The organism is Streptomyces sp. NPDC033178, assembly GCF_055577685.1.
On record NZ_JBVIPT010000015.1, the window covers coordinates 220373 to 235086 of the forward strand.

Annotated in this window: 14 protein-coding genes; 9 read left to right on the plus strand and 5 right to left on the minus strand. The window is 71.0% G+C overall.

The window, feature by feature from the left end; translation table 11 throughout:
* Nucleotides 1–11 precede the first annotated feature (11 nt).
* Together ACZ5VQ_RS33235 and ACZ5VQ_RS33240 are read left to right on the plus strand one after the other, a co-directional pair.
* Complete coding sequence (locus tag ACZ5VQ_RS33235) at nucleotides 12–800, plus strand: DeoR/GlpR family DNA-binding transcription regulator (protein WP_469108183.1); 789 nt, start codon at nucleotides 12–14, stop codon at nucleotides 798–800.
* A gap of 73 nt (nucleotides 801–873) precedes the next feature.
* Nucleotides 874–1689: a DUF427 domain-containing protein gene (locus ACZ5VQ_RS33240; protein WP_469108184.1), complete on the plus strand. Its 816-nt coding sequence runs from the start codon at nucleotides 874–876 to the stop codon at nucleotides 1687–1689.
* A 44-nt stretch (nucleotides 1690–1733) separates the two neighbouring features.
* On the opposite strand, the gene ACZ5VQ_RS33245 is transcribed toward ACZ5VQ_RS33240, so the two are convergent.
* Both ACZ5VQ_RS33245 and ACZ5VQ_RS33250 read right to left on the minus strand, forming a co-directional pair.
* A complete protein-coding gene (locus ACZ5VQ_RS33245) occupies nucleotides 1734–2426 on the minus strand; it encodes a response regulator (RefSeq protein ID WP_469108185.1) in 693 nt (230 codons plus the stop codon).
* Complete coding sequence (locus ACZ5VQ_RS33250) at nucleotides 2423–3808, minus strand: sensor histidine kinase (protein WP_469108186.1); 1386 nt, start codon at nucleotides 3806–3808, stop codon at nucleotides 2423–2425. Before ACZ5VQ_RS33250 ends, ACZ5VQ_RS33245 begins: the two co-directional genes overlap by 4 nt.
* Before the next feature lie 227 nt (nucleotides 3809–4035).
* Here ACZ5VQ_RS33250 and ACZ5VQ_RS33255 point away from each other — a divergent pair, with 227 nt between their 5' ends.
* Nucleotides 4036–4728 carry an ABC transporter ATP-binding protein gene (locus ACZ5VQ_RS33255; protein WP_469108187.1) on the plus strand — a complete coding sequence of 231 codons (693 nt, stop codon included), beginning with the start codon at nucleotides 4036–4038 and terminating at the stop codon, nucleotides 4726–4728.
* The gene (locus ACZ5VQ_RS33260; RefSeq protein WP_469108188.1) at nucleotides 4725–7118 is read left to right on the plus strand and encodes an ABC transporter permease; all 2394 of its coding nucleotides are present in this window, start codon (nucleotides 4725–4727) and stop codon (nucleotides 7116–7118) included. The genes ACZ5VQ_RS33255 and ACZ5VQ_RS33260 overlap by 4 nt, the downstream gene beginning before the upstream one ends.
* Before the next feature lie 94 nt (nucleotides 7119–7212).
* Here ACZ5VQ_RS33260 and ACZ5VQ_RS33265 read toward each other — a convergent pair whose 3' ends face one another.
* From ACZ5VQ_RS33265 to ACZ5VQ_RS33275, 3 genes are all read right to left on the minus strand, one after another.
* The gene (locus ACZ5VQ_RS33265; RefSeq protein ID WP_469108189.1) at nucleotides 7213–7401 is read right to left on the minus strand and encodes a YbdD/YjiX family protein; all 189 of its coding nucleotides are present in this window, start codon (nucleotides 7399–7401) and stop codon (nucleotides 7213–7215) included.
* Nucleotides 7398–9566: a carbon starvation CstA family protein gene (locus ACZ5VQ_RS33270; RefSeq protein ID WP_469108190.1), complete on the minus strand. Its 2169-nt coding sequence runs from the start codon at nucleotides 9564–9566 to the stop codon at nucleotides 7398–7400. The genes ACZ5VQ_RS33265 and ACZ5VQ_RS33270 overlap by 4 nt, the downstream gene beginning before the upstream one ends.
* Nucleotides 9567–9675: 109 nt before the next feature.
* Nucleotides 9676–9897 (minus strand): DUF3311 domain-containing protein, encoded by a 222-nt coding sequence (locus tag ACZ5VQ_RS33275; protein WP_200400835.1) that lies wholly within the window; start codon nucleotides 9895–9897, stop codon nucleotides 9676–9678.
* Between the two features lie 168 nt (nucleotides 9898–10065).
* On the opposite strand from ACZ5VQ_RS33275, the gene ACZ5VQ_RS33280 reads away from it, so the two are divergent.
* The 5 genes from ACZ5VQ_RS33280 to ACZ5VQ_RS33300 all read left to right on the plus strand — a co-directional run bounded on the left by ACZ5VQ_RS33280 (nucleotide 10066) and on the right by ACZ5VQ_RS33300 (nucleotide 14650).
* A complete protein-coding gene (locus ACZ5VQ_RS33280) occupies nucleotides 10066–11628 on the plus strand; it encodes a sodium:solute symporter family protein (RefSeq protein ID WP_469108191.1) in 1563 nt (520 codons plus the stop codon).
* Entirely contained in the window at nucleotides 11625–12317 is a 693-nt protein-coding gene (locus tag ACZ5VQ_RS33285; RefSeq protein ID WP_469108192.1) for a sigma-70 family RNA polymerase sigma factor, read from the plus strand. The genes ACZ5VQ_RS33280 and ACZ5VQ_RS33285 overlap by 4 nt, the downstream gene beginning before the upstream one ends.
* Nucleotides 12314–12625 carry a hypothetical protein gene (locus ACZ5VQ_RS33290; protein ID WP_469108193.1) on the plus strand — a complete coding sequence of 104 codons (312 nt, stop codon included), beginning with the start codon at nucleotides 12314–12316 and terminating at the stop codon, nucleotides 12623–12625. Before ACZ5VQ_RS33285 ends, ACZ5VQ_RS33290 begins: the two co-directional genes overlap by 4 nt.
* A gap of 122 nt (nucleotides 12626–12747) precedes the next feature.
* Entirely contained in the window at nucleotides 12748–13782 is a 1035-nt protein-coding gene (locus tag ACZ5VQ_RS33295; RefSeq protein WP_469108194.1) for an alpha/beta hydrolase family protein, read from the plus strand.
* 136 nt (nucleotides 13783–13918) lie between these two features.
* Nucleotides 13919–14650 carry an SDR family oxidoreductase gene (locus tag ACZ5VQ_RS33300; protein WP_469108195.1) on the plus strand — a complete coding sequence of 244 codons (732 nt, stop codon included), beginning with the start codon at nucleotides 13919–13921 and terminating at the stop codon, nucleotides 14648–14650.
* Nucleotides 14651–14714: the final 64 nt, after the last annotated feature.

Below are 14714 nucleotides of genomic sequence, written 5' to 3' on the forward strand. Positions count from 1 at the left end.
TGTTCCGTCGCGTGCTGGCTGAACAACGACACCAACTCATCCTGCGGGCCCTGCGTTCCGGCGGCACCGCCTCCGTGATCGACCTCTCCGAGCAACTGGACGTGAGTGCGGCGACCGTCCGCCGCGACCTCCTCAAGCTGGAAGGGGACGGGCTGCTCAGCCGCGTGCACGGCGGTGCGGTCATCGAGGAGGACCGTGCGCCGTTCGACGAGGCCGCCGAGGTCCAGGTGACCGAGAAGGACGCCATAGCCGCCCGCGCGGCCGAGCTGATCGAGGACGGCCAGTCGGTCATCCTCGACAGCGGCACGACCGTCCACCGGCTGGCACGCCGACTGCACGGACGCCGGCTCACCGTGATCACCAACAGCCTCGCCGTGTACGAAGAACTCACCACCGACGAGAACATCGCCCTGATGCTGCTCGGCGGCATGGTCATTCGCGAGTCACGCATGCTGGACGGCTTCATGGCCGAGGACAACCTCCGCCAGGTGCACGCCGACTGGACCTTCATGGGCGCCTGCGGCGTACGCTCCGGCGGCCAGGTCATGGACACCACCGTCGCCGAAGTGCCCGCCAGGCGGGCCATGATCGCCGCCGGCGACAAGGTGGCGCTGCTGGCGGACCGGAGCAAGTTCCCAGGAAGTGGCATGGTGAAGATCTGCGGCCCGGAGGACCTGGACGTGCTCATCACCACCGCGTCGGCGGACGGCGCGACCCGCACGGCCCTGCACGAGGCCGGCGTGAGAGTGATCACGACACCTCCGTCGACGGTCGACGGCTCTGCCGAGGTCGGCGTCTAGGCTGCTGTCCGAGGCACCCTGTGCCCGGCCCGAGCCACACGTTCGACGCCCCATGTTCGGCAAGGAGGCAGTCATGAACTCCCCCGGCAACACCTCACAGAACATTCCCGTACTGCGCCACCCGCCTGCCCCCGCCGGCAGCCTCCTGTGGGAACCCAGCGAGCGTTGGGTGCGCGGGACGAAGGGCGAAGTCACCGTCGTCGACAGTCGGCGGCCGGTCCTCGTCTGGGAGCCGGGCCGGCCGGTGCCGTTGTACGCGTTTCCGCGTGAGGACGTGCGTACGGATCTGTTGCGGGAGACGGAGAAGTCCGCCGGGCGGCCGCATGCCGGGACGACGCTCTTCTACGACCTCGACATCGGCGGCGAGACCATCGCCGGCGCGGCCTGGACGTATCCCGGCGAGGAGTTGGGCTCGTGCATCTCGTTCGAGTGGTTCGGGCGGGAGGTGCTCGACCACTGGTACGAGGAGGACGAGGAGATCTTCGTCCATCCGCGTGACCCGCACAAACGGGTGGACGCGCTGCCCAGTTCACGGCATGTCCAGGTCGAGATCGACGGCACGGTCGTCGCGGACACCCGAGCGCCGGTCCTCCTCTTCGAGACCGGTCTGCCCGTTCGGTACTACATCCCGCGCGAGGACGTACGCCTCGATCAGTTCACTCCCAGCGACCTCACGACCCGCTGCCCCTACAAGGGCGTGGCAACCGCATACTGGTCATGGCCCGGCGAGGACGTACCGCCGAACATCGCGTGGAGCTATCCCGACCCGCTCTCGGCCGTGGGTGTGATCAAGGACCGTGTGGCCTTCTTCAACGAGGCCGTCGACATCACGGTCGACGGGGAGCGGCTCGAACGCCCTGTCACCGAATTCATCAAGCCTCGGGAGTGACTCAGACCTCGGGGTGATGAGGGTGGCCGGAGGCCCGGTCGTTGTCAGCCCGTGTCGGGTGTCGGGTCTCCTGGAGCGATCAGGCCGGTCTCGTAGGCGAGCACGACCGCCTGGACGCGGTCTCGGAGGTCCAGCTTCGACAGGATGCGGCCGATGTGCGTCTTGACCGTGGTGGGGCTGAGGAACAGGCGGTCCGCGAGTTCGGCGTTGCTGAGGCCTGTCGCGAGCAGCCGGAGCACCTCCAGTTCGCGCGGGGTGAGGCCGGACAGGTCGCGGTGGAGGGTCGGCGGCCGGGGCTCCTCGCGGTGCGCGAAGCGTTCGATCAGCCGGCGGGTGATGGTGGGCGCGAGGAGCGCGTCGCCGGACCGCACCAGGCGGACGGCGGCCACCAGGTGCTCCGGGGTGACGTCCTTGAGCAGGAAGCCGCTGGCGCCGGCGGTGAGTGCCGCGTAGACGTAGTGGTCGAGGTCGTACGTGGTGAGGATGATGACCCGGGTGTCGCCCGGGCCTTCGTCCCCGAGGATCCGCCTGGTCGCCTCGATGCCGTCCATCCGCGGCATCCGGATGTCCATGAGCACGACGTCGGGCCGGGTGCGCCGGACGGCTGCGACCGCCTCGGCCCCGTCCGCCGCCTCCGCCGTCACCTCGATGCCGTCGGCGGCGAGGATCATCCCGAACCCCGTACGGACCAGAGCCTGGTCGTCGGCGATGACGGCGCGCAGGGCCGGCCCGTTCACGCGGTCCGCCACGGGACTCGGGCGCTGATCCGGAATCCGCCTGCGAGGGTCGGCCCGGTCGTCAGTTCGCCGCCGTAGACCGTCAGCCGCTCGCGCAGTCCGATCAGCCCGCGGCCGTTGCCACCGCCAGTGCCATTGCTGGTGGCTGTGCCTGTGCCATTGGCGCCCGTCGACAGGGCGTCGTGGGCGGCTCCGGTATCGGTGACCTCGATCTCCAGGCAGTCGTCGGTGTGGCCGATCGTGACCGAGGCATCGGCGCCGGGCGCGTGTTTGATCGTGTTGGTCAGTGCCTCCTGCACGACCCGGTACGCCGCGAGGTCCACCCCGGGCGGCAGCGGCTCCGCCGGCAGGGACACCGCGATGGCGACCGGTGTCCCGGCGGCGCGTACGCGTTCGATCAATGCGTCGAGGTGCCCGAGACCGGGCTGCGGTTCGAGTCCGTCGGCGGGGCTGTCGGGGCGGCCGGTGTCCGGGGCGGCGAGCAGCCCCATCACATGCCGGAGTTCGGACATGGCAGCCCGCCCCCCGGCCTCGACCGCCAGCAGTGCCTCTTTCGACCGCTCCGGCGCCGTGTCCATCACCTTGCGGGCCGCGCCCGCCTGGATCACCATCACGCTGACATTGTGGGTCACGACGTCGTGCAACTCCGCCGCTATGCGGGCCCGTTCCTCCTCGACGGCCCGGCGCATGGCCTCCTCCTGGGCCCGCTGCAGCTGGGTGAACCGGTCCCGGCTGGCGGTCAGCCGCCGACCGCCGACCCGGACGAGTCCGGCCAGTACCCCCGCGACCAGCAGCACGACCGCGGGGCTCGACCAGCCCGGGAGCACGGGATCCGTCTCCCGGAACGCGAACCCGGCGAGCACGGCCGCCACGACCATGCCCGCCAACGCCCGCACTTGATAACGGCTGTACATGACGGCGCTGTAGGCACCGATGACGCAGGTCAGCACGTTGATCCAGGAGGCGTCGTCACCGATGGGCAGCGCCGCGCCCATCACGACCCCGAACGCGACCAGCGGATACCGCCGCCTCGCCGCGAGCGGCAGCGCCGACAGGACGACCAGGGGCCACGGCACGGTGCGGGGCTCCGGCTCCACAACTCCGGGACCAGGTACGGGCGGTCGTGGCGGCACGGGCACCGGCACCGGCACCTCGGGCAGGCGGTCGGTCCGCTGCTCCGTCCGCTGCTCGGACTTGGTCGAGACGCGTGCCGGCCCGTCGCCGGGGAAGCGCGCCGCCACGACCAACGCGACGACGGTCAGCACGATCGCCAGCACCACGTCCGCGCGTACCGCCCACCGCGACAACGGGGCGCGTCTCTCCTCCGGCCGTAGCGCGTCACGCAGTTGCCGGAGCCTGTCGCGGCGGTCCTCCGTCTCCATCGGCTCATTGTGTGGCTCCCCGCCCCGGTCCGCGTCCGTCTGCACGACCAGAGTCCCGTCCCGCAGGTGTACGTCGCAGGGATGACCTCGCGGCCGGGTCCTTCGCGGGGAGGTCCCGATGTCGGTGCCGCGGCCGACGCGCCCCAACACCCCGCGCTCCTAGGTTCGCTGAGCCCGACCAACCCACCCGAAGCGAACCGACGCCATCCGAAGGACGGTCGACTCCCATGACACAGGTGATCCAACTGGAGGACGTGGCCAAGCGCTACGACAGCGTCGGCACGCCCGCGCTGGGACCTCTCACGCTCTCCGTCGAGAAGGGCGAGGCCCTTGCCGTGACGGGCCCGTCCGGCAGCGGCAAGTCCACGCTGCTGAACCTCGTCGCGGGCCTGGACAAGCCGACCGAGGGCACCGTGTCCGTGGGCGGCAGGCAGCTGAACGCTCTCAACGAGCACGCGCTGGCCCGGTTCCGCCGCGAGCAGATCGGCATGGTGTTCCAGTTCTTCAATCTGCTCGACGACCTCACCGTCGCCGACAACATCCAGCTGCCCGCCCAACTGACCGGCACCGCACGGCGTAAGAGCGCGGCCCGCGCCGAGGAGCTCATGGAGGTGCTCGGCATCCGGAAGCACGCCCGCGCCTACCCGGGCCGGCTCTCCGGCGGCGAACGCCAACGCGTCGCGGTCGCCCGGGCGTTGGTCAACCGGCCGGCGCTGTTGCTCGCCGACGAGCCGACCGGCGCCCTCGACACGGCCTCGGGCCAGGACGTACGGGAACTCCTGGTGGAGCTGCACCGCGGCGGGCAGACCATCGTGCTGGTCACGCACGACCTCGCGCTCGCCGAGGCATGTGCGAGCCGGACGATCCACCTGGTCGACGGTCATCTCGCCCTCGACACCCGGGCGGGGGCCGTCCGATGACCCGCTTCGGCGGCGGTGCGCTCGGCCGGGTCATACGTTCCGGTGTGGGGCGGCGCCGGGTGCAGACCGTGGTGATCGCCGTGGCCACGATGATGGCCGTGGCCTCGGCGGTGGTCGCCGGGTCGCTCATCGTCGCCGCGAACGCGCCCTTCGACCACGCCTTCGCGAAGCAGCGGGGCGCCCATCTGACCGCCCAGTTCGATCCGGCCAGGGCGAGTGCGGCGCAGCTCAAGGCCACCCGGGAGCAGACGGGCGTCACCGCGAGCGCGGGTCCGTACCCCTCCACGACGATCCAGCCGGAGGACTCGGAGGGCCGGCGGATGCCGAAACTGACGCTCGTCGGGCGGTCCGGTCCGAAGGCGGACGTGGACGATCTGGACCTCAAGTCCGGCCGGTGGGCGGCGAAGGCGGGCGAGATCGTGCTCAACGCGTCGTTCTCGGGCCCCGCCTTCAAGCTCGGCTCCACTCTCAAGTCCTCGGACTCGGAGGGCAGTTCGACCCTGACGGTCGTCGGTTTCGCCCTGTCGGTCAGCAAGACCGCCGACGCCTGGGCGACTCCCTCGCAGACGAGGGCGCTGGCGTCGGCGGACAACCCGCTCACCAGTCAGATGCTGTACCGCTTCGACTCGGCCGGGACGGAGAAGCAGATCACCGACGGCCGGAAGAGGCTCGCCGCGGCCGTGCCGTCCGATGCGCTGCTGGGCAGCCAGTCCTATCTGGAGACCAAGCGTGCCGCCGACCAGGGTGCCGCCCCGACCATCCCCTTCCTCATCGCCTTCGGTGTGCTCGGCATCGTGATGTCGGTGATCATCGTCGGCAGTGTGACCAGCGGCGCGGTCGGCTCCAGCCTGCGCAGGATCGGCATCCTCAAGGCCATCGGCTTCACGCCGCGTGAGGTCGTACGGGCATACGTGGCCCAGGCGCTGATCCCGGCAGCCGTCGGTATCGCGCTGGGCGTCATGCTGGGGAACCTGCTGGCCGTGCCGCTCCTCGACGACACCGAGCAGGCGTACGGGACCGCCTCACTGACGGTGGCCTGGTGGGTGGACGTCGTGGTGCCGGTCGCCGCGTTGGTGGTCGTCGGGGTCGCCGCGCTGGTTCCCGCGCTGCGGGCCGGGCGGCTGCGTACGGTCGAGGCCATCGCGGTGGGCCGGGCCCCGCGGACGGGTCGCGGCCAGTGGGCGCACCGGGTGGCGGGTCGGCTGCCGCTGCCGAGGGCGGTGACGTACGGCCTCGCGAGCCCCTTCGCGCATCCGGTCCGCACGGTCGCGATGCTGCTCGCGGTGGCCTTCGGTACGGTCGCGGCGACCTTCGCGGTGGGCCTCACCTCGTCCCTCACGGCGGTCGGCGAGGCGCAGGATCCCGAGGACCGCGCCGCGGTCACCGTGTTCGCCGGCGGACCGCCCGGCGCCCCCGGACCCCCGCCGACCGAGGGCGGGCCCGGAGCCCCGGCCGAGGGCAGGTCCGAGGCCCAGCCCGCCGATCCGGCACGGATACGCGCCGCCGTCGAAGCACAGGAAGGCACCGCTTCGTACTACGCCACGACCCAGGAGGAAGCCACCGTGGCCGGGGGCACCGGCTCGGTCACGATCTGCCTCTACCAGGGAGATTCCCGCTCGGGCAGCTACGAGATGATCAGCGGGCACTGGATCGACGGCGCGGGGCAGGTCGTGGTGGCCACGGGCTTCCTGGAACGGACCGGCACCAAGGTCGGTGACACCGTCCGGGTGACCCACCAGGGAGCTACCCGGACCCTGCGGATCGTCGGTGAGGCCTTCGACACGGAGGACGACGGCATGCAACTCCACGCGAGCATGGCCGACTTCCCCGCGGCCGAGCCCCGGACGTTCCTCGTCGAGGTGGAGCCGGGTGTCTCTCCCGCCGACTACGCCGACAGGCTCGCCGAGGTGGTGCGGCCGCTGGGCGGCGACGCCATGGCCAACTCCCCTTCGGAACAGGACAACTTCGTCCTCATCCTGCAGTCGATGGCGGCCCTGCTCACCCTCATGCTGGTCTCCGTGGCCGGTCTCGGTGTGCTCAACTCCGTTGTCATCGACACCCGGGAGCGCGTCCACGACCTCGGTGTCTGCAAGGCGCTCGGCATGTCGCCGCGGCAGACCGTGGGCCTCGTACTCGCCTCGGTGGCCGGGATCGGTGTGCTCGGCGGTCTGGTCGGCGTGCCCGCCGGGTTCGCGCTGCACGGCATCGTGCTGCCGGTGATGGGGCATGCGGCCGGGACCAACCTGCCGCCCTCGGTCCTCGATGTGTACGTGCCTTGGCAGTTGGTGCTGCTGGGTCTGGCCGGTATCGCGATCGCGATGCTGGGCGCCCTGCTCCCGGCAGGGTGGGCGGCCAGGGCCCGTACGGCTGTGGCTCTGCGTACGGAGTAGCGGCCCTCGGCGGCCCGGGAGTGGAACCGGCAGCCGGAAGAGCGGCCCGGCGTCCTTGGCACGCCGGGCCGCCGCGGCCCCTCCGCGCTCCGAGTCAGCAGCAGCGGCTCTGCGGATGGTCCTCCAGGTGCCGCGCTCGCAGTGCCTGGTACTCACGTGGTGTCGGCACCGGGGCGAGTGGGTGCTGACGCAGATGGCGCTCGCAGTGGCGGTCGTACTCCGCCTCCCCCGTCAGCTCGCGCAGGTACCAGCGCACGGCCCGTGCCCATCGCCGGACGCTCATGTCCGGGCTCCCGCCAGCGGTTCGGCGGACTGCTCCGGGAGTTCGATGCGGGACTCGACGTACGGCGTCTCGGTCGTCGGCAGCGGGACGGGGGACCGTACGGCGCGTACGCAGACCACGGCCGCGTTGGCGATCACCACGGCGACCAGGAGCAGGAACAGGGCGATCAGGACGCCGTCGACCGTGGAGTTGGTGACCACGGTGTGCATGTCGTCGAGGGTCTTGGCGGGCGGCAGGACCTGACCGGCGTCGATGCCGTCGGCGTACCGCTCGCGCTGGGCGAAGAAGCCGACGCGCGGGTCGGCGGAGAAGATCTTCTGCCAGCCGGCGGTGAAGGTGATCGCGACCACCCAGGCCAGCGGGACCCCGGTGACCCAGGCAAAGCGCAGCCGCCCGGATTTGATGAGGACTGTCGTGCAGACGGTGAGGGCGATGGCGGCAAGGAGCTGGTTGGCGATGCCGAAGAGCGGGAAGAGCTGGTTGATTCCGCCGAGCGGGTCGGTGGCGCCGGAGTGGAGGAAGTAGCCCCAGGCCGCCACGACGAGTGCGCTGCACAGCCAGATGCCCGGCTTCCAGTTGACCCGGCCGATCGGCTTCCAGACGTTGCCGAGCATGTCCTGGAGCATGAAGCGTCCGACGCGAGTGCCGGCGTCGACCGTGGTCAGGATGAACAGTGCCTCGAACATGATCGCGAAGTGGTACCAGAAGGCCTTCATCGAGCTGCCGCCGAAGACGCCGGAGAAGATCTCCGACATGCCGACCGCGAGGGTCGGTGCTCCGCCCGAGCGGGCGATGAGGGTCTGTTCCTCCACCGCCTTGGCCGCCTGCGTCAGTTGGTCGGGGGTGATGGTGAAGCCGAGGCCCGCCACTGCCTGGGAGGCGGACTCGGCAGTGGTGCCGAGCAGCCCGGCGGGCGCGTTCATCGCGTAGTACAGGCCGGGTTCCAGGGTGGCCGCGGCGATCAGCGCCATGATCGCGACGAACGACTCCATCAGCATGGCGCCGTAGCCGATCATGCGGACCTGGGACTCCTTCTGGATCAGCTTCGGGGTGGTCCCGGAGGCGACCAGTGCGTGGAAGCCGGAGAGCGCGCCGCACGCGATGGTGATGAACAGGAACGGGAAGAGGGATCCGGCGAAGACCGGGCCCGTGCCCGAGGAGGCGAAGTCGCTGACCGCGTCGGTCCGCAGCACGGGCGCGGCCACGATCACGCCGACCGCGAGCAGCGCGATGGTGCCGATCTTCATGAAGGTGGAGAGGTAGTCGCGCGGTGCGAGCAGCATCCACACGGGCAGCACTGAGGCGACGAAGCCGTAGCCGACGAGGCAGAAGACGAGGGTCGTCGGGCTGAGGGTGAAGGTGTCGGCGAGCGAGGACTCCTGGACCCAGCTGCCGCCGACGATGGCGAGAAGCAGCAGCGCCACTCCGATCAGGCTGGTCTCGACGACCCGGCCCGGCCGGATGCGGTGCAGCCAGAAGCCCATGAACAGGGCGATGGGGATGGTCATGGCGACGGAGAAGGTGCCCCACGGGGAGTGGGCGAGCGCGTTGACCACGACGAGGGCCAGCACCCCGAGCAGGATGATCATGATGGCGAAGACGGCGATCAGAGCTGCGGCCCCACCCGCCCTGTCGATCTCCTCCCGGGCCATCTGTCCCAGCGACTTGCCGTCCCGCCGCATGGACAGGAACAGCACGACCATGTCCTGCACCGCCCCGGCGAAGATCACTCCGGCGACGATCCACAGGGTGCCCGGCAGATACCCCATCTGGGCCGCGAGTACCGGTCCCACCAGCGGCCCGGCGCCGGCGATCGCCGCGAAGTGGTGGCCGAGCAATACCCGGCGGTCGGTCGGCTGGAAGTCGACTCCGTCCTCCAGGCGCTCGGCGGGGGTGGCCCGCCGGTCGTCGGGCTTCAGTACGCGCCGCGCGACGAAGCGGGAGTAGAAGCGGTAGGCGATGGCGTACGAGCCGAGGGCGGCCACCACCAGCCAGACCGCGGAGATCTGCTCACCGCGGGCCAGCGCGAGGACACCCCAGCCGATCGCGCCGAGCAGGGCGACCGCGGCCCACAGCAGCATCGACCGCGGAGTCATCCGGGAACGTGCGGGCGGCGGCTCTTGTGGCGCCGGGCGACCGGATTCGGGCATGACTGACGTGGGCATGGCGGCTCCTCACCTCTACGGTGATGTGTGGTGGTACGGATGCGTACGGGTCGGCGGTGCGGACTGCGGAGTACGTACGAACCAGGGGTCGTGGCGGTCGTACGTACGCCTAGGGGTCGTGGCGGTCGTGCCTGGTCAGCGCGTACGCGGCCAGGAGGCACAGGCAGCAGCCCGGCACCCAGGCGAGCTGGTACCAGTAGAAGAACGGCGTCCCGGCGAGCCGTGGGCTCTCGCCGGCGTACCAGGGGACCCACAGCAGACCCGCGGCGGGTGCGAGGAGCAGTACGGCGATCGCGACGCGCCGTAGCCGGTGATGACCCGTGGGTGCCATGACCTGCGCTCCTCTCCCCGTGCTTGTCGGTCTGTGCAAGAGTTGCCCACCGGCCGGAAGTGGTTGACAGCGAATTTCCAGAAGATTTCCCGCCGGTTCCCTGTCCTCCGAGTGGGGTGTCCGCGCAACTCTCCGGCAAGGGCACAGGCACACCAAGGACGGTGACCCATGGCGGATGTCGCCATGACCGCGACGTTTCTCGCCGTGATCGGCGGAGCGTCGCTGCTCGCCGTCACGGCGCGCCGGCTGCGCCCCACCGACCGGCTGCCGTCCCTGGAGGGCTGGGCGCTGGCCGACCGGAGCCTGGGTCCGGTGTGGACCTGGCTGCTGCTGGGCGGCACGATCTTCACCGCGTACACGTTCACGGCCGTCCCCGGCCTGGCGTACGGCAACGGGGCGCCCGCCTTCTTCGCGGTCCCGTACACGGTGATCGTCTGTCCGCTCGCCTTCGTCCTGCTGACCCGCCTGTGGACGGTGGCCCGCCGCCACGGCTATGTGACAGTGGGCGACTTCGTCCGTGGGCGGTACGGTTCGCCGCCGCTGGCCCTGGTCGTCGCGCTCACGGGGATCCTTGCGACGATGCCGTATCTGGCGCTGCAGTTGCTGGGGATACGAGCGGTGCTCACCGCCGGGGGCGTCTATCCGCGCGGCGCGGCGGGCGATCTGGTGATGGTGGCGCTCTTCGCGGGTCTCGCGGTGGCGACGTACCGGCACGGGCTGCGCGCGCCGGCGGTCATCTCCGCTCTCAAGGCGGTGGCCGTCTTCGTCTCGCTCACCGCGGTCTGCTGGCTGGTCCTCGACCGGCTCGGCGGCCCCGGCCCGCTCTTCGACCGGGCCGCGCAACGGCTCGGCGGTACGGACACGGCGCACTCCGCCCTGCTCCTCTCCCCCGAGCAGCAGCCCGCCTACGCCACCCTCGCCCTGGGCTCGGCGCTGGCCCTGCTGATGTACCCGCACGTGCTCACCGCCGGATTCGCCGCCGACAGCCCGCGCACCCTGCGCAAGGTCGCCGTGGCCCTGCCCGCCTGGACGGGCCTGCTCGCACTCTTCGGCTTCCTCGGCGTCGCGGCCCTCGCCGCGGGCGTACAGGCCCCGGAGGGAGGCGCCGAGGCGGCCGTGCCGATGCTGGTCGACCGGTTGATGCCGGGGCCGCTGGCCGGGCTGGTGTTCGGCGCGATCGTCGTGGGGGCGCTCGTCCCGGCCGCCGTGATGTCGATCGCCGCCGCCACCTGCTTCGTACGCAATGTGTACGTCGAGTACGTGCAGCCGACCGCCACGCCCAAACGGCAGGTGCGGATCGCCAAGGCGGTCTCGCTCACCGCGAAGGTGGGGGCGGTGGCCTTCGTGTTCGGGCTGCGCGACCAGGACGCGATCAATCTCCAACTGCTCGGCGGCGTATGGATTCTGCAGATCTTCCCCGCCGTGGCCGTCGGGCTGTTCACCGGCCGGCTGCATCCGCGGGCGCTGCTCGCCGGGTGGGCCGTGGGCATGACGGCCGGCACGTTCCTGGTGGTGCGCGAGGGGTTCTCGTCGATCGTGGCCTTCGGTTCCGCCGACCGGCCGCTGGAGATCTACGCCGGGCTCGCAGCCCTGGTCCTCAACCTGGCCGTCGCCCTGGTCGGCACCGCGGCCCTCGAACGGCTCGGCGTCCCGCGCGGCGCCGATGTCACCGACCTACCGTCACGCCTGACCGTCAGGCGCCGGCCCGAGACGGGAGCTGCCAACCCGTGAGACGCAGACACCACACCCATGCGACGGTGGCGCAGGCCGCATCGGCAGCCCTCCCCGAGCCACGCGTTCCCCGCGCGGCGACTGCCCGGCCGCCGGGCGCGGACCGTCCCGGGCTCGACGAGGAGCCCCGCCCCGACGGCGTACGCGAAGGGGCACCCGGGGAGTCGCCCCTCTCCCCCGCGGTCGCCGATCCTGTCGACCTGGAACGGGAGGCCGCCCTGGCCCGGCTCTTCGAGGTGCACTACTCCTCGATGCTGCGCCTGGCCGTGCTGCTCGGCGCCGACGACCCGGAGAACGTCGTGGCCGAGGCGTACTACCAGATCTACCGGAAGTGGCGCCGGCTGCGGGACGCCGAGGCCGCGGAGGCCTATCTGCGGTCCACGGTCTGCAATCTGACCCGGATGCGGATACGCCACCTCCAGGTCGCGCGCAAGCACGTCGAGAAACCGCCGAGCGACGTCGTGGCCTCCGCCGAGAGCACCGCACTGCTCCACGACGACCAGCGCGTACTGATCGACGCACTTCAGCAACTGCCCGCCCGGCAGCGCGAAGCGCTCGTGCTGCGCCACTGGCTCGGCCTGAAGGAGAGCGAGATAGCCGCCGCGATGGGGATCTCCTGCGGATCGGTCAAGACACACACCGCACGCGGCATCGCCGCCCTGACCCAGGCGATGGAGGCCCGGCGATGAACGACACCTCTCCGGACCGTACGGAACACGAGCCGGACCGTACGGAACAAGAGCTGCGCGAGGCCCTGGAGGCGCTGGCCGGCGGGGTGCACGCGGCCCCCGACGCCTACCGCACGGCCCGCGGCGACTGGATGCGCCGCGAGCGGCGTCGCCGGTTCGTGCTCGCGGTCCTGATCGCGGTCGTCTTCACGCTCGCCACCCTGATCGGTCTGTGGGTCCTGAACCAGGCGCCCTCCGAACCCGGGGTCATCTTCTCCGGCACAGGGAACCAGGTCACTTCCAGCGGCGCGGGCGCCGTCCCGGGCTGATGGACGGCCGCCGGGCATCGCCCTCCCCGGCGGCCCCGCCAAACCCTGCCGGGACTCGGTCCGCTCCCGTCGAGAACTCCTAAGGCACCCCTCGAAGCGGCGGATCCGGGGATACTGGCCGTATGCGGTTTCGAAGCATGGCCTGTGGTGCCGCGGGGCTGGTGCTGGTGGCCGCTGTCGGCTGCACCGGGGGCGGCGACGGCGACGCCGGGCCCACGAGTCCGCCGACCTCGGCCCGGGCTTCCACCAAGACCCCCAGCGCGACGCCCACCCCGACTCCGACTCCGGCCAACCCCGTGTCGATCCCGGGGCTGATCGAGCGCGAGCACCGGGGCTCCGACCTCAAGCTCGGGAACGTACGCGTGCGGACCGACGCCTACACCCAGTACGCGGTCACGTACGAGGCCAACGGGCTGACGATCTCGGGAATCATGAACATTCCCAGGGGCAAGGGGCCTTTCCCGGCCCTGGTACTGGCGCACGGGTACATCGACCCGGCCGTCTACACCAGCGGCCGCGGACTGGCCCGGGAGCAGGAGCTGCTGGCCCGGAGCGGCTATGTCGTCCTGCACACCGACTACCGCAACCACGCGGGCTCCGACGACGACCCGGACAATGACGTCAATCTGCGCCTCGGCTACACCGAGGACACCATCGGCGCCGTGATGGCGCTGCGCTCGTCGGGACGTCCGGAGATCGACGGCGAACGGATCGGCCTGCTGGGGCGGTCGATGGGCGGCGGCGTCGTGTACAACACGCTGGTGGTCGCGCCCGGTCTGGTCGACGCCGCCGTGGTGTTCGCCCCCGTGAGCTCGCGTCCGGACGAGAACATCGACCACTTCCAGCGAGGCGACGGCGACCCGGTCGTCGCCGAGATCGACAAGACGCACGGCACCCCTGAGGAGAACCCCAAGTTCTGGAGGGAAGCCTCCCCGATCACCTACGTCGACCGGGTGTCCGAACCGCTGCTCATCCACCACGGCACGGCCGACGAGAGCTGCCCCATCGTCTGGTCGGAGCGGACCACCGCCGCGTTCGAGAAGGCGGGCAAGGACGTCGAGCTGGTGAAGTACAAGGGCGAGCACCACACGTTCGCCCCGCAGTGGCCGGCCTCGATGGAGACGACGATGGACTTCTTCGAGAAGCATCTGCGCTGACCCGCCGCGGTCGGCCGTCGGCGCTCACCGGATGCCGAGCGGCTGCTGGATCCTTCCTCTACCGTTTGTACGGTCCCTCCCGAATCGGGAGGGATTGGTATGCCAAGCGACAGACCCCAGACGGAAAGGCCGTGTCATGAAGTTCGCAGTGATCGGCGGTACCGGACTGATCGGTTCGCAGGTCGTCACGAAACTGAACGACGCCGGGCACGACGCGGTGCCCCACTCCCAGTCCACCGGAGTCGACGTCATCACGGGCAAGGGCCTGGACCAGGCCATGGAGGGCGCCGGCACCGTCGTCAACCTGACGAACTCCCCGACCTTCGACGAGGCCTCACCGGCGTTCTTCCAGACCTCGATGGACAACCTCCTCGCGGCCGCCCGGAAGAGCGATGTCCAGCACTTCGTCATCCTCTCGATCGTCGGTGTGGACCAGGTGCCCGAGCTGGACTACTACCGGGCCAAGGCCCTCCAGGAGGACGTGCTCAAGGCCGGGCCGGTCCCCTACTCGATCGTCCGGGCTACTCAGTTCATGGAGTTCGTCGACGCGGTCCTGTCCTGGACCACCGACGGCGACACCGTCCGCCTGCCCGCCACACCGATCCAGCCGATCGCGGCCAAGGACGTCGCCGCCGCGGTCGCCGAGGTCGCCGCGGGCACCCCCTTGCGAGGCATCCGCAATGTCGCGGGCCCCGACGTCTACCGGCTCGACGAGCTCGGCAGGATCACGCTGGACGCCCACCCGGACGGCCGCACGGTCACGACCGACGACAGCGCGGGCATGTTCGCGGCCGTCCGCGGTGCCGTCCTCATCGCCCCGAAGGACGCCCACATCGCGCCCACCCGCTACACGGACTGGCTCTCCTGAACCCATTGGGCGGTCCCGACCGCGGGTGAGCCGCGGCTGCCCGGCGAGCCTGCGGTCACCGCCG